The sequence below is a fragment of the Pseudomonas sp. RIT288 genome (genome assembly GCF_000631985.1).
Lineage (GTDB): Bacteria > Pseudomonadota > Gammaproteobacteria > Pseudomonadales > Pseudomonadaceae > Aquipseudomonas.
Genome location: NZ_JFYN01000043.1, coordinates 107,905 through 129,847, shown reverse-complemented (window position 1 = coordinate 129,847; position 21,943 = coordinate 107,905). Strand labels below are relative to the sequence as shown.

At 61.9% G+C, this 21,943-nt stretch carries 18 protein-coding genes; 9 read left to right on the top strand and 9 right to left on the bottom strand.

Annotation, left to right across the window (positions count from 1 at the left end; all coding sequences use genetic code 11):
• Position 1: 1 nt before the first annotated feature.
• From BW33_RS25950 to BW33_RS25930, 5 genes are all read left to right on the top strand, one after another.
• The gene (locus BW33_RS25950) at positions 2-1,582 is read left to right on the top strand and encodes a VWA domain-containing protein (protein ID WP_047602184.1); all 1,581 of its coding nucleotides are present in this window, start codon (positions 2-4) and stop codon (positions 1,580-1,582) included.
• Positions 1,579-2,982, top strand: a complete 1,404-nt coding sequence (locus BW33_RS25945; protein WP_047602183.1) for a BatD family protein — start codon at positions 1,579-1,581, stop codon at positions 2,980-2,982. Before BW33_RS25950 ends, BW33_RS25945 begins: the two co-directional genes overlap by 4 nt.
• Positions 2,979-4,001, top strand: a complete 1,023-nt coding sequence (locus BW33_RS25940) for an HAD family hydrolase (RefSeq protein WP_047602182.1) — start codon at positions 2,979-2,981, stop codon at positions 3,999-4,001. Before BW33_RS25945 ends, BW33_RS25940 begins: the two co-directional genes overlap by 4 nt.
• A gap of 71 nt (positions 4,002-4,072) precedes the next feature.
• A complete protein-coding gene (locus BW33_RS25935) occupies positions 4,073-5,662 on the top strand; it encodes an arylsulfatase (RefSeq protein ID WP_047602180.1) in 1,590 nt (529 codons plus the stop codon).
• Positions 5,663-5,857: 195 nt separating this feature from the next.
• Positions 5,858-8,362, top strand: coding sequence for a fused MFS/spermidine synthase (locus BW33_RS25930; RefSeq protein ID WP_047602179.1), 2,505 nt, complete (start codon positions 5,858-5,860; stop codon positions 8,360-8,362).
• Positions 8,363-8,468: 106 nt separating this feature from the next.
• Here the strand turns inward: BW33_RS25930 and BW33_RS25925 are convergent, their stop codons facing one another.
• Complete coding sequence (locus BW33_RS25925; protein WP_047602177.1) at positions 8,469-9,143, bottom strand: DUF3313 domain-containing protein; 675 nt, start codon at positions 9,141-9,143, stop codon at positions 8,469-8,471.
• A 214-nt stretch (positions 9,144-9,357) separates the two neighbouring features.
• On the opposite strand from BW33_RS25925, the gene BW33_RS25920 reads away from it, so the two are divergent.
• Complete coding sequence (locus BW33_RS25920) at positions 9,358-11,718, top strand: tetratricopeptide repeat protein (RefSeq protein ID WP_047602175.1); 2,361 nt, start codon at positions 9,358-9,360, stop codon at positions 11,716-11,718.
• A 112-nt stretch (positions 11,719-11,830) separates the two neighbouring features.
• Here BW33_RS25920 and BW33_RS25915 read toward each other — a convergent pair whose 3' ends face one another.
• The 3 genes from BW33_RS25915 to BW33_RS25905 form a co-directional block, all read right to left on the bottom strand.
• Positions 11,831-12,805: a hypothetical protein gene (locus BW33_RS25915; RefSeq protein ID WP_047602174.1), complete on the bottom strand. Its 975-nt coding sequence runs from the start codon at positions 12,803-12,805 to the stop codon at positions 11,831-11,833.
• A 284-nt stretch (positions 12,806-13,089) separates the two neighbouring features.
• A complete protein-coding gene (locus BW33_RS25910) occupies positions 13,090-13,569 on the bottom strand; it encodes a DUF934 domain-containing protein (RefSeq protein WP_047602172.1) in 480 nt (159 codons plus the stop codon).
• The gene (locus BW33_RS25905) at positions 13,566-15,239 is read right to left on the bottom strand and encodes a nitrite/sulfite reductase (protein ID WP_047602170.1); all 1,674 of its coding nucleotides are present in this window, start codon (positions 15,237-15,239) and stop codon (positions 13,566-13,568) included. Before BW33_RS25905 ends, BW33_RS25910 begins: the two co-directional genes overlap by 4 nt.
• Positions 15,240-15,515: 276 nt before the next feature.
• Here BW33_RS25905 and ccoN point away from each other — a divergent pair, with 276 nt between their 5' ends.
• Complete coding sequence (gene ccoN / locus BW33_RS25900; protein WP_003224481.1) at positions 15,516-16,943, top strand: cytochrome-c oxidase, cbb3-type subunit I; 1,428 nt, start codon at positions 15,516-15,518, stop codon at positions 16,941-16,943.
• An 18-nt stretch (positions 16,944-16,961) separates the two neighbouring features.
• Positions 16,962-17,180: a hypothetical protein gene (locus BW33_RS25895; RefSeq protein WP_047602168.1), complete on the top strand. Its 219-nt coding sequence runs from the start codon at positions 16,962-16,964 to the stop codon at positions 17,178-17,180.
• A 114-nt stretch (positions 17,181-17,294) separates the two neighbouring features.
• Here BW33_RS25895 and BW33_RS25890 read toward each other — a convergent pair whose 3' ends face one another.
• On the bottom strand, positions 17,295-17,786 hold the full coding sequence (locus BW33_RS25890; protein ID WP_047602166.1) for a hypothetical protein: 492 nt from the start codon (positions 17,784-17,786) through the stop codon (positions 17,295-17,297).
• 205 nt (positions 17,787-17,991) lie between these two features.
• Between BW33_RS25890 and BW33_RS25885 the strand changes: the two genes are divergently transcribed.
• Positions 17,992-18,684: an aspartate/glutamate racemase family protein gene (locus BW33_RS25885; RefSeq protein ID WP_047602165.1), complete on the top strand. Its 693-nt coding sequence runs from the start codon at positions 17,992-17,994 to the stop codon at positions 18,682-18,684.
• A gap of 1 nt (position 18,685) precedes the next feature.
• Here the strand turns inward: BW33_RS25885 and BW33_RS25880 are convergent, their stop codons facing one another.
• The 4 genes from BW33_RS25880 to BW33_RS25865 all read right to left on the bottom strand — a co-directional run bounded on the left by BW33_RS25880 (position 18,686) and on the right by BW33_RS25865 (position 21,935).
• Positions 18,686-19,204, bottom strand: a complete 519-nt coding sequence (locus BW33_RS25880) for a GNAT family N-acetyltransferase (protein ID WP_047602164.1) — start codon at positions 19,202-19,204, stop codon at positions 18,686-18,688.
• 177 nt (positions 19,205-19,381) lie between these two features.
• Positions 19,382-20,362: a LysR family transcriptional regulator gene (locus tag BW33_RS25875; RefSeq protein ID WP_047602163.1), complete on the bottom strand. Its 981-nt coding sequence runs from the start codon at positions 20,360-20,362 to the stop codon at positions 19,382-19,384.
• A 158-nt stretch (positions 20,363-20,520) separates the two neighbouring features.
• Positions 20,521-21,468 (bottom strand): peptidylprolyl isomerase, encoded by a 948-nt coding sequence (locus BW33_RS25870; RefSeq protein ID WP_047602162.1) that lies wholly within the window; start codon positions 21,466-21,468, stop codon positions 20,521-20,523.
• Positions 21,465-21,935 carry a YbjN domain-containing protein gene (locus tag BW33_RS25865; protein WP_047602161.1) on the bottom strand — a complete coding sequence of 157 codons (471 nt, stop codon included), beginning with the start codon at positions 21,933-21,935 and terminating at the stop codon, positions 21,465-21,467. Before BW33_RS25865 ends, BW33_RS25870 begins: the two co-directional genes overlap by 4 nt.
• Between the last annotated feature and the right edge of the window lie 8 nt (positions 21,936-21,943).

The window sequence follows — 21,943 nt, the reverse complement described above, 5'->3', positions numbered from 1 at the left end:
GATGGAGATCAATCTCGGTGACTTGCATTTCCTGCGCCCGCTGTGGCTGCTGCTCGCGCTGTTCGCCGCGCTGCTGCCGCTGCTCTGGCGCCGTAGCCGCGACTTGCAGCGCCGGCTGCGCAGCAACATCGCCGAACACTTGCTGCCGCATCTGCTGGTGACTCCAAAGGATCAGCAGCGCCTGCGTCCGGTGCACTGGCTGTGCGCGATGCTGATAATCGGCGCCATCGCCGCCGCCGGGCCGACCTGGGAGCAGGATCGCCCGGACTTTCTGGAGAATCGCGCGCCGCTGATCGTCGCCGTGGATCTGTCGCCATCTATGGACGCCAGCGACGTACCATCGACGCGCCTGGAAGCGGCCAAACACAAACTGCACGACCTGATCCAGCGTCGCGCGGGCGCCCGAACCGCGCTGATCGCCTATGCCGGCAGCGCGCATCTGGTGTTGCCACCGACCGACGATCCGGCGTTGCTCGACACCTTCATTCAGGCGCTGGGCACAGGCCTCATCGACAAACCGGGCAAGGACGTTAGCGCCGTCATCGAGCAGGCCAAACGTCTGCTCAGCGCCGAGCAAACCCCGGGCAGCCTGCTGCTGATCACCGACGGCGCTGACACCACGCAACTCGATGGCCTCGGCAAACAACTCGCCGACAGCCAATTGCAGGTGTTGGTACTCGCGGTCGGCAATGCGGATGGCGGGGTGATCCAGGGCGCCAACGGCCAGCCGGCAGTCGACAGCAACGGGCGCCCGCTGCTCGGCCATTTCGATCCGGCGGCACTCAGGCAATTGGCCGCCGCTCTCGACGCGCCGCTGGGCAGCCTCACCCTCGACGACAATGATCTGGACTGGATCGAGTTGCACGCCCAGCAACATTTCCAGAGTGCCAGCGCCGAACAACAGCAATTGCACTGGAAGGACGCCGGTTACTGGCTGTGCTGGCCTCTTCTATTGTTGGCGCTGCTCGGTATGCGCAAGGGCTGGAGCGTCAACTGGGTACCGGCGCTGCTGCTGGCCACAAGCCTTGGCTGGCCTGCCGCACCCGCACAGGCCAGTGCACTGACCGACGCGTTTTTCACCCGCGATCAGCAAGGGCGCTGGGCTGTCGAGCATGAGCATTGGCCGCAAGCGGCGGCGCTGTTTGTCGATCCGTACTGGAAAGGCGTGGCGGCCTATCATGCGGCGGACTACGACCTCGCACTGGCGACCTTTGCCCGGCTGGACACGGCGCAAGCGTGGTTCTACCTGGGCAACATTTACGTACGGCGCTTCAAGTTCGATCAGGCGATTGCCGCTTACAGCCAGGCCTTGCAGCGGCAACCGCAGTTCCCCGAAGCCACGGCCAATCTGGCACTGGCGCAGGCGTTGCTCAAGGACACCGACAGCGCAGAAAAGAACGCCCCCGAGACCAAACCGGACGAAGTGAAATTCGACAAGGCACCGGGCAAGGGCCAGAGCAAAAAGGTCGAGACCGAACAGGCGACGTCCGATGCGTTGTGGTTGCAGAACCTGACGACTTCGCCGGCGAAGTTTCTCAAGCAGAAGTTCAGTTTGCAGGATCAGTCGGGGGCCAGGCCATGAACCGGGTTGCGGCTATCGCGAGCAGGCTCACTCCTACAGAAGAGTTTCGGCGCACACAAATCCCCTGTGCTCGCGATGGCGCCCGCCTGATCACCGCAACCCTGCTGACCCTGCTCACCAGTTGCCTGTTCACAATCCAGGCCTCTGCCGCCGAACCCCAACTGAAAATCCAGGCCCACCTGCAACCCGCTGAAGGCGCGATGGTCGGCGGACTGGTCGAGCTGCAAGTCGACGTGCTCACCGACACCTGGTTCACCAGCGCTGCCACCCTGCCCGAGCTGAAACTCGACGGCGCCCTGGTCACGCCGCCCGACGGCCAGGCGCAACACCTGAATCAGACCATCGACGGGCAATCCTTCAGCGGCTTGCGCTACAGCTACCTGATCACGCCGAATGTTGCGCGCCGCTTCGACATTCCGGCGTTGACGGTCAGTGCGACACCGGGTCAGGCCAGCACAGCGATCAGCGCACACAGTCAACCATTGCACTTCAGTGCCGCTCAGCCTCCAGGGTTCATGCCCGGAGAAACGCCGCTGGTGGCCAGCGGTCTGCGTCTGAGCCAAAGCCTGATCAATTCGGCAACTCCGTTGAAAACCGGCGACAGCATCACCCGTCAACTGACCCTGCAGGCCGATGGCGCACTGGCGATGGCGCTGCCGGTTCCGTCATTGGCTGACGTGGCCGGCCTGAGTCGTTATCTGCAGACCCCGCAAGTCACCCGCCTGGATGACGGTCGCGGCAACGTGCTCGGTGGTCAGCGGATCGACGCCGTCACCTACCGCATCGACAAGGCTGGCGCCTACACCCTGCCGGCCATCGCGGTGAAATGGTGGGATGTGAAAGCGCAGCAGAGCCGAACTGCGCAAGTGCCCGCCGTGACCTTCGAAGTCACAGCCAACAGTGCCTACAAACCGGTGTTCTCGATCACCGAGGATCTCCAGCAGCTCGGCCGCAATAACCCGCATTTTTCCACGCGCTGGCTGCTGTGGCTGGCACTACTCGCCGTCTGCATTGGCATCGGTTATTGGCTGCGTCCGGCGCTGATGCGTGCCCGGCGCCAATGGCAGGCACGCAAACACGCGCGGCAACTGGCCTGGGAGCAATCGGCGGAGTTCGCCTGGCAGCAAATCAACCCGCAACTGCAGGCTCGACCGGCGCAATTGAGCGCGTTGTACCTGTGGCTGCGGCGCAGTCGGCTGGGGCTGCAACTGGTGAATGCCGGCCCACGCCTGCAAGGCCTGTTGCGCGGGCTTTACGGACGTGATCCGCAGCCTGCACAAACACTCGCTCAACTACGTGCATCGTTGACTACGCTTCACCATCAGGCCGAACAAAAGGCGCACAAACCGGCGTCGGCCCTGCGCCCGCTCAACCCCGTTCAGGAAAGGGAGTTCCCATGACCAACCCGCCGCAGCAGCGACAACGTTTCAGCCTTGCGCTGTGGTTCACGCTGGCATTGCCACTGCTGGCCCAGGCCAGCGAGCCACTGCCGTCATGGAACGACGGCCCGGCGAAAAACAACATCATCGCGTTCGTGCAAGCGGTCACCGATCAGCACAGCAAGGACTTCGTCCAACCTGCCGAGCGTATCGCGGTGTTCGACAACGACGGCACCCTGTGGAGCGAACAACCGATGTATTTCGAGTTGTTGTTCGCCCTCGACGAGGTCAAGCGCAATGCGCCGCAGCACCCGGAATGGAAAACCACTCAGCCATTCAAAGCCGTGCTGGAAAATGACCACAAGGCACTGGCCGCCGCCGGCATGGACGGGATTATCAAGATCTTCGGCGCCACCCACACCGGCATGACCACCGAGGCTTTCGACGACTACGCCAAGACCTGGCTGAGCCAGGCGCGGCATCCGAAGACCGGCAAGCCCTACACCGAAATGATCTTCCAGCCGATGCTGGAAATGCTCGACTACCTGCGCAGCCAGGACTTCAAGACCTACATCGTTTCCGGCGGCGACACCGGTTTCATGCGCGCCTTTGCCGAGAAGGTCTACGGCATCCCGCCGGAACAGGTGATTGGCACCACGTTCGTCACCGCGTTCCAGTTCAAGGACGGCAAAGCCTCGATCCTGCGCACCCGGAAACTGGCGCACAACGACGACGGCCCGGGTAAACCGGAAAGCATTGATGCAGTGATCGGCAAGCGCCCGATCCTCGCGTTCGGCAACTCCGACGGCGACCTGCAGATGCTGCAGTGGACCGCCGCCGGCCCCGGCAAACGCTTCATGGGGCTGGTGCATCACACCGACGCCAGACGCGAGTGGGCCTATGACCGAAAATCCGATATCGGGCGACTCGACAAGGCCCTCGACGAAGCAAATTCCCGTGGCTGGACCGTGGTGGACATGGCGACCGAATGGCGCCGGATCTACCCGTTCGATCCACCGGCAACCGGGCAGGTGCAATAAGAAAAAGCGTGATGCAGGACTGCAAGAAACGTAAGTCGCAACAACGACCCCCGCGATAAGGAGCAAGTCAGATGACTCGCATACGCAAGTGGCTACCGAAACTCGCCCTGGTGGCAACCTCGGTGATGGCGCTGTCGGCAACCGCCACAGCGGCTGAGAAACCCAACATTCTGGTGATCTTCGGAGATGACATCGGCCAGACCAACATCAGCGCCTACTCCATGGGCGTGGTGGGCTACAAGACCCCGAACATCGACCGGATTGCCAAAGAAGGCATGATGTTCACTGACTACTACGCGGAGAACAGCTGCACCGCCGGACGTTCCTCGTTCATCACCGGCCAGACGCCGCTGCGTACCGGCCTGTCGAAAGTCGGCGCACCGGGAGCAACGGTGGGCCTGCAAAAGCGCGATATCACCATCGCTCAGGCGCTCAAATCTCAGGGTTACGCCACCGGCCAGTTCGGTAAGAACCATCTTGGGGACAAGGATGAATACCTGCCAACCAACCATGGTTTCGACGAATTCTTCGGCAACCTCTATCACCTCAACGCCGAAGAGGAACCCGAACGCCCCTACTGGCCCAAGGATGACCCGGACTTTGTCAAAGCCAACTCGCCACGGGGCGTGATCCACAGTTTCGCCGACGGCAAGATCGAGGACACCGGCGCGCTGACCACCAAGCGCATGGAAACCATCGACGACGAAACCACCGCTGCCGCGCAAGCGTTCATCGAGAAACAGGCCAAGGCCGACAAGCCGTTCTTCGTCTGGATGAACACCACGCGCATGCACCTGTTCACCCACGTGCGTGATTCGATGAAGGGCCAGAGCGGCATGCCCGGCAACGAATACGCCGACGGCATGCTGGAACACGACGGTGATGTCGGCAAATTGCTCAAGACGCTCGACGACCTGAAAATCGCCGACAACACGATCGTGGTCTACACCACCGACAACGGCCCGAACCAGTTCTCCTGGCCGGACGCGGCGACTACGCCGTTCCGTAATGAGAAAAACTCCAACTGGGAAGGCGCCTACCGCGTACCGGCGATGGTTCGCTGGCCGGGCAAGATCAAACCGGGTGAAGTGTCCAACGAGATGTTCTCGGGTCTGGACTGGTTCCCGACCTTGCTCGCTGCTGCCGGTGACGCCGAGGTCAAAGACAAGCTGCTCAAGGGCTGGGCGCCGGCTTCCGGAGGCAGCAACTTCAAAGTGCATCTGGACGGTTACAACCAGTTGCCCTATCTGACCGGCCAGAAACCCAACGGTGAGCGTAAGGAGTTCTATTACTTCAACGACGACGGCATGCTGGTTTCAATGCGCTTTGGCAACTGGAAGGCCGTCTTCGCCGAGCAGCGAGCGCCGGGTGGTTTTGCGGTCTGGAGCAACCCGTTCACCCCCTTGCGCGTGCCCAAGATCTTCAACCTGAGAATGGACCCGTACGAACGGGCCGATGTGGTTTCCGATCAATACTACGACTGGTCGACCAAGAACGTTTATCTGGTTGCCGTTGCGACAACCAAGGCAGCACGCTTCCTGCAGACCTTCATCGAATACCCGCCAAGCCAGAAACCGGCGAGTTTCAGCATCGACCAGATCCGTGCCGCGGTCGACGCGAAGATTGAAGAGAAAATGAAAGCGGCTCCGGCTGCACAGTAAGACCGTTGAACTGCCGCCCGCCCTCATCGGCGGGTGGTCCTGATTCTTCACTTGGGACCTTGTTGGCCCCGATCGCGAGCAGGCTCACTCCCACACTGGACTTGTGTCCACCACAAATCCCCAGTGGGAGCGAGCCTGCTCGCGAAGAGGCCGGCACCGTCACAGCACTTTCCGAATTGAAATAAGGCAATCCGCATGCCCTCACGTATCGCCAGCAAGCCGTCGGCCATACCCACCACCCAAGCCACCACCCCGGCGCTGCTGATCCCTGCCCTGCTGCTGTGCATCTCCGGCGCCGCCGCGCTGGTGTATCAGGTGCTGTGGATCAAGCAGTTGTCGCTGGTGGTCGGCGTCGAGGTCTATGCCATCACCACCGGCATCAGCGCGTTTTTCGCCGGGCTGGCCATCGGTGGCTGGCTGTTCGGGCGTTGGGCTGATCGCTTGCAGCAACCGGTGCTGCTCTACGCCGGGCTGGAAATACTGGTGGCGATTCTTGGTGTTGGCGCCACGGTTGCCATGAGCCTGGCGGCGAGCCCGTTTGCCTGGCTGCAAGGTCATGTCGGTCTCCTGGCCTGGCTTTTGCCATTCGCTCTGGTGGGCATTCCGGCGGTATTGATGGGCGGCACGCTGCCGGTATTGGTGCGCTCGCTGGCGGCTGATCCGGGCAGGGCCGGCGGTCAGTTGTATGCGGCCAACACCCTGGGCGCAATTGTCGGCACCCTGCTCGCCGCGTTCGTGCTGATCGCCACCCTCGGTGTACGCGGCAGTGCGTTGTTTGCGGCGATGCTCAATCTGCTGGCCGCGGCCGCTGCGCTATGGTTGCAGCGTCAGCATCCGATGCCGATTGCGGCCCCGGTCAAACATCACACCGAGACAGCCGCGGATCGCACTGCGTTGTGGCTGTACGCCATCGCCGGCGGCGTGGCGCTGGGTTATGAAGTGGTCTGGTCGCAGTCGATCGTGCAGTTCATGAGCACCCGCACCTACGCGTTTGCCGTGGTGCTCGCCACATATCTGGCCGGGCTGTTCATCGGCAGCGTCCTGCTCGCCCGTCGCGTCGAGCGCATTCGCGATCCGTGGGGTGTGTTCGGTTTGTTGATTGCCGGCGCCGGGCTGATCGCCTTGCTGGAAATCACCCTGCTCGGGCGCTGGCTGGTGTTGGCCCAGAGTCAGGCCGAGAGCTGGCTGCTGGCCTTGGGCGCCAGCGAACTGGTCGGTATGAGCGCACGTTTCGCAGGGGCAGCGCTGAGCATCGTGTTCGTGCCGACGCTGTTGCTCGGCGCGGCGTTTCCACTGGCGCTGCGCTTGAGTGTGGGGCGTGAGCGCGTCGGTCGCGACGTCGGTGCCGTCGTCGCGTTCAACACGCTGGGCGGGATTGTCGGGGTGATGCTCTGCGGTTTTCTGCTGATCCCGCTGCTGGGTCTGGTGCGCACGCTGGGCTTGCTGGCAATCATCGCGGCCGGCATCGGCTACGTGGCCGTGCGCAAGGGCCACCACGTCAAAAAAGGTCGGCGTCAGGCGGTGGTCGCGCTGGGACTGATTTCAGTGGCACTGGCCGTACTGACGCCGGCCGACAAACTTGCCAGTCTGCTGCCCGGAGCACGCAACGGCACGCTGGCGTTCTACGAAGAAGGCCGTGGCGGCACCGTGGCGGTGGTCGCTCAGGGCCGTGGTGAGAACACCTTCCACCGTTTGTACATTCAGGGCGTGTCCAATACCGGCGATGCCATGCCGTCGCTGCGTTACATGCGCATCCAGGCGCTGCTGCCACTGCTGATCCACAACGGCGAGCCGCGTTCGACGCTGGTGATCGGCTTCGGCACCGGGATCACCGCCGGCGCGCTGCTGCGCTATCCGGGGCTGGAACAGCGGGTGGTCGCCGAGCTGCTGCCATCGGTGGTCAAGGCCGCGCCGCTGTTCAAGGGCAACTTCAACGCCGCCAGCGATCCTGGTGTCGATGTGCGCCTGCGCGATGGTCGTCAGGAACTGCTGCGCAGTGCGCAAACCTACGACCTGATCACCCTCGAACCGCCACCGCCATCGGCGGCCGGTGTGGTCAATCTGTACTCGCGGGACTTCTACCAGTTGGCGGCCAGTCGCCTGGCACAACAAGGCATCGCCGCACAGTGGCTACCGTTGCCCACCCAGAACATCGACGATTCGCGTTCACTGGTGCGCAGCTTTCTCGACGTGTTCCCGTATGCCTCGCTGTGGACCAGCGAGTTCCACGAGATGCTGCTGGTCGGTTCGCTGCAACCGATGGAGCTGGACGCGGCGAAAATCACCGAGCGCTTCCAGCAGGCCAGCGTGCGCAGCACCTTGCAGGATGTCGGGATTGGCTCGGCCCCAGCGTTGCTCGCGACCTGGGTCACCGACCGCGCAGGCCTTGAGCGCTTTGCGGCGAATGCGCCGGCAGTGACTGACGATCAGCCCCGAATCGAATACGCACCGTGGGTGCGCAGCAAGGAAATCACCCGGGTGCTGCCGGCGCTATTGGATCTGTATGTGCCGCCACCGCTGGTGAATGCCGAGGCCGGGTTCACTGAGCGACTGGAGACGCACCGCCAGCGCCTGATGCAGTTTTACCGCGCCAGCCTGCATGCGTATGACGGTGATCGGGATGCGTGGGGGCGGGATATTCGCGAGGTGATGCAGGGGGATCGGGCGAACCCGTATTTCCGGTGGTTTGTGGGGCAGTAATGCTGCCCTCTGTAGGAGCTGCCGCAGGCTGCGATCTGTCGATCTTGATCTTTAAAAACAAAGTCAAAAGATCGCAGCCTGCGGCAGCGCCTACAGGGACCCGGGGTTATTTGCTGGACTTGAGTTTCAGATACATCTGATGCATGTCATTCGCCCAACCATCAATCACCGGTTTGACGTCGCTGGCCTTCATCGCCTGGGTTTCATTTTCCAGTGGTTTACCGGTGCCTTTGCGCACCACTTGCGCCACGACCTTGTTGCTCGCACCGTCGAGGAACACCGCTTCGGTGGCCAGGGTGGTTTCCTGATCGCGGATACCGCTGGCAGTGCTGACCGCTGCCGCGACCAGCGCAACCGGAATCACTTCATACACCTGCAGGCCTTCGGTCTTGCTGCTCACGGCAGTGATCGCCGCTCGCACCACAATCACCCCAGGGCCGGGGCCGTTGGCCAACGGCAGATCCTTGCTGATTTCACGCTTGAGCGCCTGATCGTAATAGGAGGTGATGCCGTTGAGGGTCTGCTGCGAAATCTTTGCGGTCGGTTGCGGCTTTGGATAGAGCTGGGTTGGCTCGATGTACACGCTGGTGAACTTGCTGATGTCGACCTTCGGATCGATCCAGCGCATCACCTCGGCACCGGACGGCGATTTGGCCTCCTTGAGCTGGCTGTAGTCCTTGAGAAAGCCGGAATACTCATCGGGAGCGACGGTTTTGCTGGAGCAACCCACCACCCCAAGGGTGGCGATGCAAAGGGTGCCCATCATTACTGCTAGCTTCATGCTGTAACTCCTGTCAGAAGGCCTGAATCTATTGCGTTGGGGGAGTTACAGGTATAGCTAAAACTCCGGCGATTGCGATTGAAAACCACAAAATTCGCACGAGACCGGGCACTGCTTCACAACCGGCGTTTGACAGACGCCGGGCATCCGGCAAAGCTGCATCAAGCTTGAATGCACGCCAGCAGGCCAATGCACCTGGACCATGGAAGTCGTAATGCCCAAGCATAAAAATAAAGTCGTACAGCCTGATCCCGATTCGCCCCGACCGTCCCCTTCACGTTACCTGTTCCCCCTCGCCATCGGCGTGCTGCTGGCCGCAGTGGCAGGAATTGGCTGGTTTCTGTTCAGCCCCGCGCCCGCGCCGTACACGGCCCCGCCGATCAGCGCGGTGGCGCCCGTCGTCGCCAAACCGCATCCGCCGGCGCAGCAGCCTGCGACCATGGTCGATGAACAACAATGCCAAGGCTGTCACACCGAGCAGGTCAAGGACTGGCAAGGCTCGCATCACCAATTGGCGATGCAGGCAGCGAATAGTGAAACCCTGCTCGGCGACTTCAACAACGTCACCTTCAAGGCCGAAAACGAGACCACCCGCTTCTCACGCAAGGGCGACGAGTTCTGGGTCAATACCCCCGGCATCGATGGCAAGAACGCTGACTTCAAAGTCGCCTACACCTTCGGCATCGCACCGTTGCAGCAATACCTGATCGAGGTCGGCGAAGGCCGTTTGCAGGCGCTCGGTGTGGCCTGGGATACCGAGAAACACCGCTGGTTTCACCTCTACCCCGGCCAGGGCGTGAACTTCAAGAATCCGCTGCACTGGAGCAAGCCGAGCCAGAACGCCAACTTCATGTGCGTCGAGTGCCACACCACCGGTTTCAAGCGTAATTTCGATGCGGCCAGCAATACGTTCGACAGTCAGTGGAACAGCCTCGGCGTCGGCTGTCAGGCCTGCCACGGCCCGGCATCGAATCACCTGCAATGGGCGCAGAAAAAAGACGACCTGATCCGCAAGGGTTTCGTCGTCGACCTCAAGGACAAGAACGCCAGCGTCGAGATCGAAACCTGTGCCCGCTGCCATGCTCGCCGTGCACCACTGGGCGATGGCTACACCGTCGGCAAGCGCTTGATGGACGACTACCTGCCGAGCACCCTCACCCGCGAACTGTATGCGCTGGACGGCAAGATCAAGGATGAAGTGTTCGAGCACGGCTCGTTCCTGCAGAGCAAAATGTTCGACAAGGGTGTGCGCTGCAGCAACTGCCACAATCCGCACAGCACTGAACTCAAGGCACCGGGCAACGCCGTGTGTCTGCAGTGCCACAACACGGCGGGCAAGACTTCGGTCGCAGGCGTCGACGGCAAGGGCCTGCAAGCGAAGAACTACGATTCCATCGAACACACCCGCCACGCCCCGGGCCAGCCCGGCTCGCAGTGCGTGGATTGCCACATGCCCGGCAAGTTCTACATGGGCAACGACTGGCGCCATGATCACAGCTTCAGCATTCCCAACCCGGAACGCGCGCAGAAACTCGGTACGCCCGACGCTTGCCTGAGCTGTCATCAGGGCAAGGCCGGCGACAAGGTCACCGCGCAGTTCAAGTTGTGGAATGCTTCCGCGACTGCCCCGCAGGCACCTCGCTATGACGAGAGCCTGTGGCTGATCCGCAACGGCCAGCCCGGTGCAGCGAACGCCTTGTATGAGCAGTTGCAGCGCAGCGATCTGCCAGCGATTCAGCGTGCGACGTTACTGGCTGAACTGCCGCTGTACCCAAGCGATCAGGCCTTGAAACTGGCGACCCGGGATCTGCAGAATCCGGCACCGCAGGTTCGCGAAAGCGCAGTGCGGGCGATCAGTGCCTTCCTGCCACCCGCCGAGCGCGCGTCGTTGCTGACACCACTGCTCGGCGATCCGGTGAAAGCCGTGCGCATCGTCGCGGCGCGGGACCTGCTCAGCGTTGCGCGCAACAACGGCCTCGGCGCCGCCCAGGCCAATTGGGACGCGGCGATTGCCGAGTATGAGGCGGTGCAGAACAATCTCGCGGAACGGGCCGAGGCCAACCTGAATCTGGCGATGTTGTATCAGGCCAATGGCCGCGCTGCCGAGGTCGAAGGATTGCTGCGCACGGCACTCAAACGCGATCCGGATTTCTACCCGGCACTGGTGACGCTGGTGCAATGGCTGGAGGCCAATGGCCGGGGACAGGAAGCGCAAACCCTGCTCGACAACAGCCTCAAGGCACACCCGGAGGTTGCGTTGTTACAGCACACCCGTGGTCTGTCATTGATCCGCGCCGGCAAGACTGCCGAAGCCATGACCGCGCTGCACAAAGCCGCGCAACTGGAGCCGCAGAACGCGCAGTACGGATATGTGCTGGCGGTGGCGTTGCACGACAGTGGCAAGGTGACTGAGGCGTGTGACGAGCTGGAGCGCTTGCTCAAGGTGCAACCGACGAACCGCAATGCTCGGCTGTCGCTGATCCAGTACTACCTGGAAAACGGCCAGGAGCCGAAGGCGCAGGTGCTGCTGCAGGGGTGGAAGAAGATGAACATGAGCGATCCGGCGCTGAAATAAAGCGCCCTGTAGGAGTTGCCGCAGGCTGCGATCCTTTGATCTTGTTTTTTAAAAGCAACATCAAAAGATCGCAGCCTGCGGCAGCTCCTACAGGGTCATGTTCAGGGCCGCATCACCAGGAAGACGTTGCCCCGCTCTTCAAGGCCATCTCGCGCCGGCTGTTGGCGCGCATCGCCTTGATCAGCGATACCGAGCCCACCAGCAGGATCGCCGCGCCGAACAGGAAGTCGATGTTGTACAACTGGAAGTCCTGCACCGGCCCCACCAGCAGCACCCGTACCACGGCAATCGTCACCAGCGTGGCGAGGAAGTCGATCCCCGGCTCGTCGCGATAGAACACGTGCAGCAGCGGCAGGCACAGCACCAGCAGGAACAACAGCACCACGACCTTGAACGAGCCTTTGCGCTCGACGCTGAACGCGCACTCGTGCGGGCCGTAGGCCTTGTAGTCCTCGTCGCGGATCATCGAGTTTTTCTCGTTGATGTACTCGACGCGGTTGTACTTCTGGATCGGCGTGAAGGTGTTGGACATGTCCATCAGCGTGGTGATGTTCTTGAAGCGCAGGTCGATGCGCTCGCTGCCCTTGAGGTAATACAGCACCGGTTTGTAGCCGTAGCGATAGGTGTCGAAGGGGAATTCGGTGACCTGGCCCTGCACGCCGATCGGCCGTGGCTCAAGCTCGGCGTAGGCGCTTTTGGTCGGCGAGGCGAGGTTGCGGCTCAGCGGCTGGACCTTGACCTGTTCGAGGAAGATCGGCGTGACGCCATACGACCACTGCAACGGTTCCAGGCGCAGACGCAGTTCGTTGCGGCCCAGATCGTAGCGGTTGAAGGTGCGTTCGGAGACCACCAGCGAGCCACTGAGCATGAACTCGCCGCGCAGGTTGTTGGTGACCCGCAAGGTCAATTGATCCTTGCCCAACAGCGCCGCTTCGGTGGACGGCGGCGCGCCGCACCACGCGGTGCTTTCACCGGCGCCGCCCAACTGGCCGTCGCGGTTTTCCTTGAACACATAGAAGTAACTGGCCCACAGCGTCAGCATCAACAGCAACGCCGTGAGGCCCAAAATCTTTTTGCCCGCACTCACTACCCAGACTCCCTTCTTCGTTCCGTCGTCCAGCCGAAAACCCGCTGGCGACGGCGACTCTACCAAAAGGCCAGCATCGACCCAAGGAAAAATCCGGGAATGGTGCGGGATGTAAGGGTTTCCCTTGCTTGTCACCGCAAAACACCTGTGGCGAGGGAGCTTGCTCCCGCTGGGTGGCGAAGCCGCCCCAAACCAGACAACGCGATTTATCTGACGGATCGCATCATGCCTGTTTGGGAGTGCTGCGCACTCCAGCGGGAGCAAGCTCCCTCGCCACCGAGTCTTCAGCGTCTGCGAAACAACGGCCGTGGTTCTATTACCGAGCGGCCGTACAGCACGCTCATGCCGGCCAGTCCCTTCAGGGCATCCTCGGCCGACTTGTCCTCGCGCACCGCAAAGCTGTCGAACCCGCACTGACGCATATGGCTGAGTTGATCACGCAGCACATCGCCAATCGCCCGCAACTCGCCGGCCCAGCCAAACCGGCTGCGCAGCAGATACGCCTGACTGTAGGCGCGTCCGTCGCGAAAGCTCGGAAAATCCAGGGCAATCAGCGGCAGCGAGGCCAGCCACGGCACCACGCTTTCGACTTCATCGTCCGGCCCCAGCCACACCGCGTGAGTCGAAGGTGATTGCAGCCAGTGCGCCAGCGGCAGGATCAGCAATCCTTGCGGCCTGCCCTGCTCCGGCTCGCGGATCAGCGTCCACGGATCGTCTTCGATCAGCCGCGCAACACCTTGCTCCAGGCGCAGCAGATTGTTCATGCCGACACCTCCAGCGCTTTCGGGTAGACCCGCTCCTTGAACGGCTCCAGGCCAATGCGCGCCACGGTGTCGACAAACGACTCCTCGCTTTCGCGGTAACGCACAAAGGTGCCGATGATCCGTTCGATCACCTGTGGCACTTCGGTCGCGCTGAACGACGGGCCGATGACCTTGCCCAGTGCGCTGTGCTTGCCCTGCGCGCCACCGAGGGTGATCTGGTACCACTCGCTGCCGTTTTTATCGACGCCAAGAATGCCGATATTGCCGATGTGGTGGTGGCCGCAGGCGTTCATGCAACCGGAGATGTTCAGGCTGATGTCACCCAGGTCGTGCAGGTAGTCGAGGTTGTCGAAACGCGCCTGAATCGCCTGGGCAATCGGGATCGACTTGGCGTTGGCCAGCGCACAGAAATCGCCGCCCGGGCAGGCGATGATGTCGGTCAGCAGGCCGACGTTGGCGCTGCCCAGATTGCGCTCGCAGGCCAGTCGCCAGAGTTCATACAGATCAGACTTCTGCACATCGGGCAGGACAATATTCTGTTCGTGGGCAATGCGAATCTCGCCGAAGCCGAAACGCTCCGACCAGTCGGCCACCGCCAGCATCTGCTGACCGGTGACATCCCCCGGCGGTGCGCTCAGCCCCGGTTTGGTCGACAGCACCACGCTGGTGTAACCCGGTTTCTTGTGCGGCTGCACGTTGCGCGCGACCCAGCGGGCGAACGCCGGGCTTTCGGCCAGACGCGTGCCGAAGTCCAGATCGGTATCGCCCAGGGTGTGATAGATCGGCGGCACGAAGGCACTGGCGACCCGCTCATATTCAGCCTCGGTCAGCTGCGCCGGGCCGTCCTTGAGGTATTGCCATTCTTCTTCGACCTCTTTGGCGAACGCCTCGATGCCCAGCGCCTTGACCAGAATCTTGATCCGCGCCTTGTACTTGTTGTCGCGCCGGCCATGGCGGTTGTAGACCCGCAGTACCGCCTCGACGTACGACAGCAGATGCTGCCACGGCAAACCGTCGCGGATCTGCAGGCCGAGGATCGGCGTGCGCCCCAACCCGCCACCAACGATCACCCGCAGCAGCATTTGCCCGGCGCGCCCCGGATAAAGATACAGGCCGATGTCATGCATCATGATTGCCGCGCGATCCTGCTTCGCCGAGCAGATGGCGATCTTGAACTTGCGTGGCAGGAAGAGGAATTCCGGGTTGATCGTCGACCATTGCCGCAGGATCTCGGCCAGCGGGCGCGGGTCGATCATCTCGTCCGCCGCGACCCCGGCGAAGGCTTCGGTGGTGATGTTGCGCACGCAGTTGCCGGAGGTCTGGATCGCATGCATGTTGACCTGCGCCAGGCGCTCAAGGATGTCCGGCACCTGCGCCAGTTCGATCCAGTTGAATTGCAGGTTCTGCCGCGTGGTGAAGTGGCCGTAGCCGCGATCGTAATCGGCGGAGATGCTCGCCAGCGTGCGCATCTGTTCGGCACTCAGGGTGCCGTAAGGAATCGCCACCCGCAGCATGTAGGCGTGCTTTTGCAGGTACAGACCGTTTTGCAGGCGCAGCGGCAGGAACTCCTCCTCGCTCAAGTCGCCGGCCATGAAGCGCTCGACCTGATCGCGAAACTGCGCAACGCGCTCGAACACCAGCGCGCGGTCGTAATCGTCGTATTGGTACATGCAGCGGCTACCTCATCAGAATTGTGCGCAATTCCTGCAGGCTCACTCCTACAGATTTTGCCAGCACTATGGCCCTACGGCGCAGTACGCAACAGATTCACCTGAAACGATAAAAACCGTATCAGGGCGTGGCAGAACGCCGCAGGCAGCACTTCAATCTGATCCGTACAAATGAAAGATTCCTGAGCCTGTTTTGTTTCCAGTGGTCTTCCTACAGTGCAGCTCGTGCCAGACCGGGTGGCCTGGCAAGACTTTGCAACCGTGGAAGAACTGACCATGAGCACAGCAACAATCGGACAGGCTTATAACTACAAGGTCGTCCGCCAATTCGTTATCGCGACAGTTTTCTGGGGTGTCGTCGGCATGGCGATGGGGGTATGGATCGCCTCGCAACTGGTGTGGCCGGACATGAACCTTGACCTGCCCTGGACCACCTTCGGCCGCTTGCGGCCACTGCACACCAGCCTGGTGATTTTCGGTTTCGCCGGCAGCGCGCAATTCGCTGCCAGTTACTACGCGGTGCAGCGCACCTGCCAGGTGCGCCTGTATTCGGACAAGCTCGCGGCCTTCACCTTCTGGGGCTGGCAATCAGTGATCGTGATCATGCTGATCACCCTGCCGATGGGCTACACCACCACCAAGGAATACGCCGAGATCGAATTCTCCGGCGCGGTGTGGATGGCGGTGGTCTGGGTCGCGTATGCCATCGTGTTTTTCACCACCGTGGTGCAGCGCAAGACCAAACACATCTATGTCGGCAACTGGTTTTTCGGTGCGTTCATTCTGGTGATCGCCATGTTGCACGTGGTCAATCACCTGTCGATCCCGGTGGACTGGTTCAAATCCTATCCGGTGTATTCCGGGGCGACCGACGCCATGGTGCAGTGGTGGTACGGCCATAACGCTGTGGGTTTCTTCCTGACCACCGGCTTCCTCGGAATGATGTATTACTTCGTGCCGAAACAGGTCAACCGCCCGGTGTATTCGTATCGGTTGTCGATCGTGCATTTCTGGGCGCTGATCACCCTGTACATCTGGGCCGGCCCGCACCACTTGCACTACACCGCGCTGCCGGATTGGGCGCAGTCGCTGGGCATGGCGATGTCGCTGATCCTGCTGGCGCCGAGCTGGGGCGGGATGATCAACGGCATGATGACCTTGTCGGGTGCCTGGCATAAGTTGCGCACCGACCCGATTCTGCGCTTCCTGGTGCTGTCGCTGGCGTTCTACGGCATGTCGACGTTCGAAGGGCCGATGATGGCAATCAAAACCGTCAACGCCCTCTCCCACTACACCGACTGGACCATCGGCCACGTTCACGCCGGGGCCTTGGGCTGGGTGGCGATGATCACCTTCGGCGCGACCTACCACATGGTGCCGAAAGTCTTTGGCCGCGAGCAGATGTACAGCACGCCGCTGATCAACCTGCACTTCTGGCTGGCGACCATCGGCACCGTGCTGTACATCGCGTCGATGTGGGTCAACGGCATCACTCAGGGCCTGATGTGGCGGGCGATCAACGAGGACGGCACGCTGACCTACTCCTTCGTCGAAGCGCTGCAGGCCAGTCATCCGGGGTTCATCGTGCGCTTTGCCGGCGGGGTGTTCTTCCTCAGCGGCATGCTGCTGATGGCCTACAACGTCTGGCGCACGGTACGGGTCGCCGACGTATCGCTGGCGCGCAGCCAGGCGCAGATCGCCTGAGGCAGGGAGCCGAAGAGGATGGATATTTTCTTGAATGTGCTGGGCGTGGTGTTTCTGTGGCTGGCGGTGGAGTACTGCCTGCGCCACCAGACGACTGAAAGCCTCGATGACGCGAGCATGGTGCCGTTTGCCGATGATCCGGAGGTGGCACGGCGGGTGGAACTGGCGACGGGCAAAACCGTGAAGGCGGTGGCGCCGGAAGAGGCCAAGGCGGGCTGGATCAACCTCGAAATGTAATACCCCGCCCCTTGTAGGAGCTGCCGCAGGCTGCGATCTTTTGACTTTGATTTTTTAAAACAAGATCAAAAGATCGCAGCCTTCGGCAGCTCCTACAGGGGGGTTGTTGTGAGGTCAGGTGCGGTCGCGGGGAATCAGGCTCTGCAACTGCTGCGCCAGAAAGTCCGCATCAAACACAAACGTGTCGGGATCCTTCAAGCCATTGGTCTTGCGCCATTGCCACTCGCCGCTCGGCAGCCCGACCAGCGAGATGCTGCCATAGCGCGCCGCCGTCAGGCCCATCACCGCCAGAGAAATCTGTCCCGCGCTGCCCATCACGTCCGGCACGAATTCCACCGGTTTGCCGGCGATCACGATGCTGAGTTTTTCGGTGTTGAAGGTCGAGGTTTCCACCGGTGTGCTTGGGCCGAACGCGACGTAAGCCTCGCGGCTCACCTCCAGCAGGTTCGGTGCCTGTACCGGTTCCAGCCATTGCTGGATCTGGCCAAACAGCTCGGTGATGCGGCTGGTCCACGCCTGTGACTGCGTTTCGAACAGTTGCTTCTTGTGTGCTTCACTCTCGGCATAGTGACGAAGCATTTCGCCCAGTTGTTGTACGTCGTTCATCGGTACGTTCCTCGGGGAGAGCCTGCGATAGTCGATAGTGACAGATCGAGGCGCCGGCGTACGTTAAACCTCGAACGCCGGCACCGTGACACTTGGCAAAAGGATCAACGGTACAGTTGCTTTGTACTGGCATATGCCCCTGAACCGATGGACACTCCGCTGGAGCCCGACTTTTCCAATACGGGCCATTGTTCGAGGAATTTCAATGCGCACCATCGGCCTGATCGGCGGCATGAGCTGGGAATCCAGCGCTGAATATTATCGTCTCATCAATCAACAGGTCCGCGACCGCCTCGGCCCGCTACGCTCGGCGCAAATCCTGATGTACAGCGTCGACTTTGGCCCGGTCGAACAGGCCCAGCACGCCGGGCGCTGGGACGACGCAGCAGCGATTCTGGTGGATGCCGCACGCAGACTGGAAGCCGGCGGTGCCGAATGCGTGGTGCTGTGTACCAACACCATGCACAAGGTCGCGCAGCAGATTCAGGCAGCGATCAGCATTCCGTTCCTGCACATTGCCGAGCCGGCGGCGCAGGCAGCACTGGCCATCGATGCGCGCACGGTCGGTCTGCTCGGCACGGCGTTCACCATGGAGCAGGATTTTCTCAAGCAGCGTCTGATTGCACAGGGTTTGACGGTACTGGTGCCGGACGACGCCGAGCGCAAGGACGTGCATCGGATCATCTACGACGAACTGTGCGTCGGAGTGATCAGTGACGAATCACGCAAAATCTATCAACGAGTGATCGAAACGCTGACCGCGCGCGGCGCCCAGGCGATCATCCTCGGCTGCACGGAAATCGGCCTGCTGGTCAAACCCGAACACAGCGCCCTGCCCCTGCTCGACACCACCGAACTGCATGCGCAGGCGGCGGTGGCGTTCGCTCTGGGCGACTGAGTCAGGAGGTCGCGCGATTGCGCAGGCGGGCCATGCTCAGGGTGTCGACCCATTGCCCGTCGCGCACGGCGTAGTCACGAAACAGGCCTTCGTTCTCGAAGCCGAACTTGCGATACAGACCGATGGCCGCCTCGTTGTCGGCGTACACCGAGAGTTCGACCCGGTGCAGGTTCATCCAGTTGTCGGCGATGTCCAGCGCCGCCGCCAGCAGTTTCGAACCGACACCCTTGCCCTGCCACGCCACGGCGACCGCCATGCCGACGCTGCCGGCGTGCGCGCGGCGAATTCGTGAATAATTTTCCAGCCCAAGATGACCAACCACCGCGCCCTGATGCAACGCCACCAGTTTGACCATCCGCTCGTTCTCTGCCAGCAAGCGCTGACGCCAGATCTCGGTGGACTGAAACGGCATCTGCAGCACCTGCCGGGTCACGGCCGGATCGTTGTACAGCGCGGTGACGGCCTCGATATGGGATTCGTTGAAGCGTTCGAGGGTGATGGCGGGGTTGTGGTCGGGCATGGCAGATCCTTCCTGGATCGATGTGTGGCCAATCACTCTAAACCGCAAAGACCGACGCATACAAACTGTAGGAGCTGCCGCAGGCTGCGATCTTTTGACTTCGCTTTTGAAAGACAAGATCAAAAGATCGCAGCCTGCAGCAGCTCCTACAGGGAATGGCGTACGCGGGGGATTGGGTCAGGTCTGGAACCATTCCTGGCGTTCGTTGAAGGTGTGGTGGATGAGTTCGACCAGCGTGCGGACTTCTTCTATCGCCAGGGAATCAGCGTTGACCGCCAGCCACGCCTGTAACTGCATCGGCTCATCGAACAACCCCGGCAACGCCACCAGCCCGCGGTCGAAACGGCTCATGTATGCCGGCAGCAAACCGATGCAGGCGCTGCAGCGGATCATTTCCAGCATCAGTTCATAGGATTGCATCTGTACCACGCCGGCCAGACGTTGTTCGACCAGCTCATTCCACGGCCGGAAGCTGTCGATCTGGCGGTCGTGCTGCCATTGCACCAGCATGAAATCGCTCAGGTCATCGGCACTCGCCGGGCGCGCGGTGACGCGGGAATAGCGCTTGGCGATGTGCGGCAGGTAATCCAGACGCGCCAGGGCCTGCGGCTGGCTGGTGGCGAAGGCCGGGCCGGGGTTGGGGCTGTCGCCGTGGGCCAACCACAGCACCACGTCGGCACTGACCGCGCGCAGCGCCAGTTCGCTGTCCAGCGCAATGATCTCCAGGCGCACACTGGCATTGCGGCGCAGCAGCGCGATCAGGTCGCGACCGAGGATGTCATGCAGGATTGATTCGGCAACCGCCAAGCGGATCAGCGGCTGCTCGACCACCGGCAGTTTGCGTTCGTGGGCCAGCGCGACCAGTTGCGCCTGCAGCTGCTGACCTTCACGGGTCAGGCTCAGGGCGCTGCCCTGAAAGCTGAACAGCGAGTGCTGCAGCGTTTGCTCAAGCTGCGCCAGTTGTTTGCGCAGCAAGGTCGAACGCACATTGAGGCTGCGCGCTGCCTGCATGAAGCAACCGCAGCGGGCGCTGACCAGAAAATATTGCGCGACCTCGGCATCGATGCTCGCGGCTTGCGCCAGCCACGGTTCGCGCTCGCCCTGTGCCCAGCGATAGTCGTGGTTACCCTGTCGTCCTGCAGGTTCGGTGAATGACATCGATGACTCCCTGTCGATCTTTGTATTTAGACATTGCGCAGATCCCCTGTAGGAGTGAGCCTGCTCGCGATAGCGTCGGCACAGCTGACATCTCTTTGCCTGACACATCGCTATCGCGAGCAGGCTCACTCCTACAGGGTTTGTGGTGTGCCAGTGCTCTAATGGTTGGATTCGAGGACCTTGTTCAGCTCGGCCCCGTCGATACTCAACGTCGCGGTATTGAGCATCCCGTCCAGATACGCCTGGGCAATCTGCTCCTGACGTTGCGCACGCAAGGCCTGGGTCAGTTGATCACGCAGTTCGTCGAGGGTCGCGGTACGTGCCGGTTGCTGTTCGGTGAGTTTGATCACATGGAAGCCGGCGGCGCTCTGCAGCGGATCGGACACCGCGCCGACCTTCAATTTCGCCACCGCACCCCGCACCTCCGGCACCCATTGCTGTAACGGTTGCAGCCCGCTGTCGCCGCCGCGCTCGGCGGTCTGCCGATCCTGCGAATGCTGGCTTGCCAGTGCAGCAAAATCGCTCGGTGCGGCCTGAGCCTTTTTGCTCAGCTCCGCCGCCTGCTTGCGCACCGCTTCGAGGTTCTGCGGCTCATTCACAGCGAGGAAAATCTGGCTCACCCGATACAACGCCGGAGTCTGCCAGTTGCCTTTGCCAGCGTCATACGCCTGCTGCAACTCGGCCGCACTCGGGTAGTCCGCCGGCACTGTGCTGACCGAGCGCAGGTAATCGCGAAAGACGATCTGCTCGCTGGCCGCGCGGGTTTGCCGCACCACGTCCGGACGCTGCGCCCAGCCCTGAGCGTCGGCCTGCTCCAGCACCGCTTTCTCCGCCAGCCGCGCACGAATCCAGCGTTCCAGTGCTTCACGGTTGCCGCGCAATTGCTCGCGAGTCGCCGGAGGGACCGTCGTCAGCAGTGCCTGCAATTCCTGCGGTGTCACCTGCTGATTGCCCAGTCGCGCTACCGCAGGCGTAGCAGCAACCGCCGCCATAGGCGACGATTGCTGGGCGGCAACCGGGTCTGTGCCCGGTCGCAGCACCAGCGCCACGGCTACCACCAACAGCGCCACTGCCCCGGCGCCGATCACCATGGCAGGCTTTTTCACAGCGCGACTTCCTCTTGCTCAGCGGTAGCGACTTTGGCTGTCGAAGCTTGCGCGGCCTGGCTGAAATCACGCAGGTAGACGATGAACTCCTGCAGCAGGCGATCCCACAATTCCAGGTTGCCGCGCAGGTGATCGCTGCTCACACCGGCCGCCAGCACCACGTCCATTTCCATCACCAGAAACTCGCCCTGCAACGACAACCGCGCAAAACGCCGGCTGGCGTTCCACTGTTCGGCCACGCCCTGTGGCAACTCACCTTGCACCCGCAGCGCACAGCTGAAAGTGAAATCGACATAGCTGCCCTGCTCCACCGCCGGATTGCCGAAACGCACGGCATAGCCGATGCCCTGACTGGCGCTGAGTAGCTGGACGATGCCGTTCTGCTCGGTCTGGTTGACGCGATAACCGGCGGCTTGCAGGACTTCGGTCAGGGATTGTGGGGATACGTGGGAGATCAATTGAGTCATTACTTCTT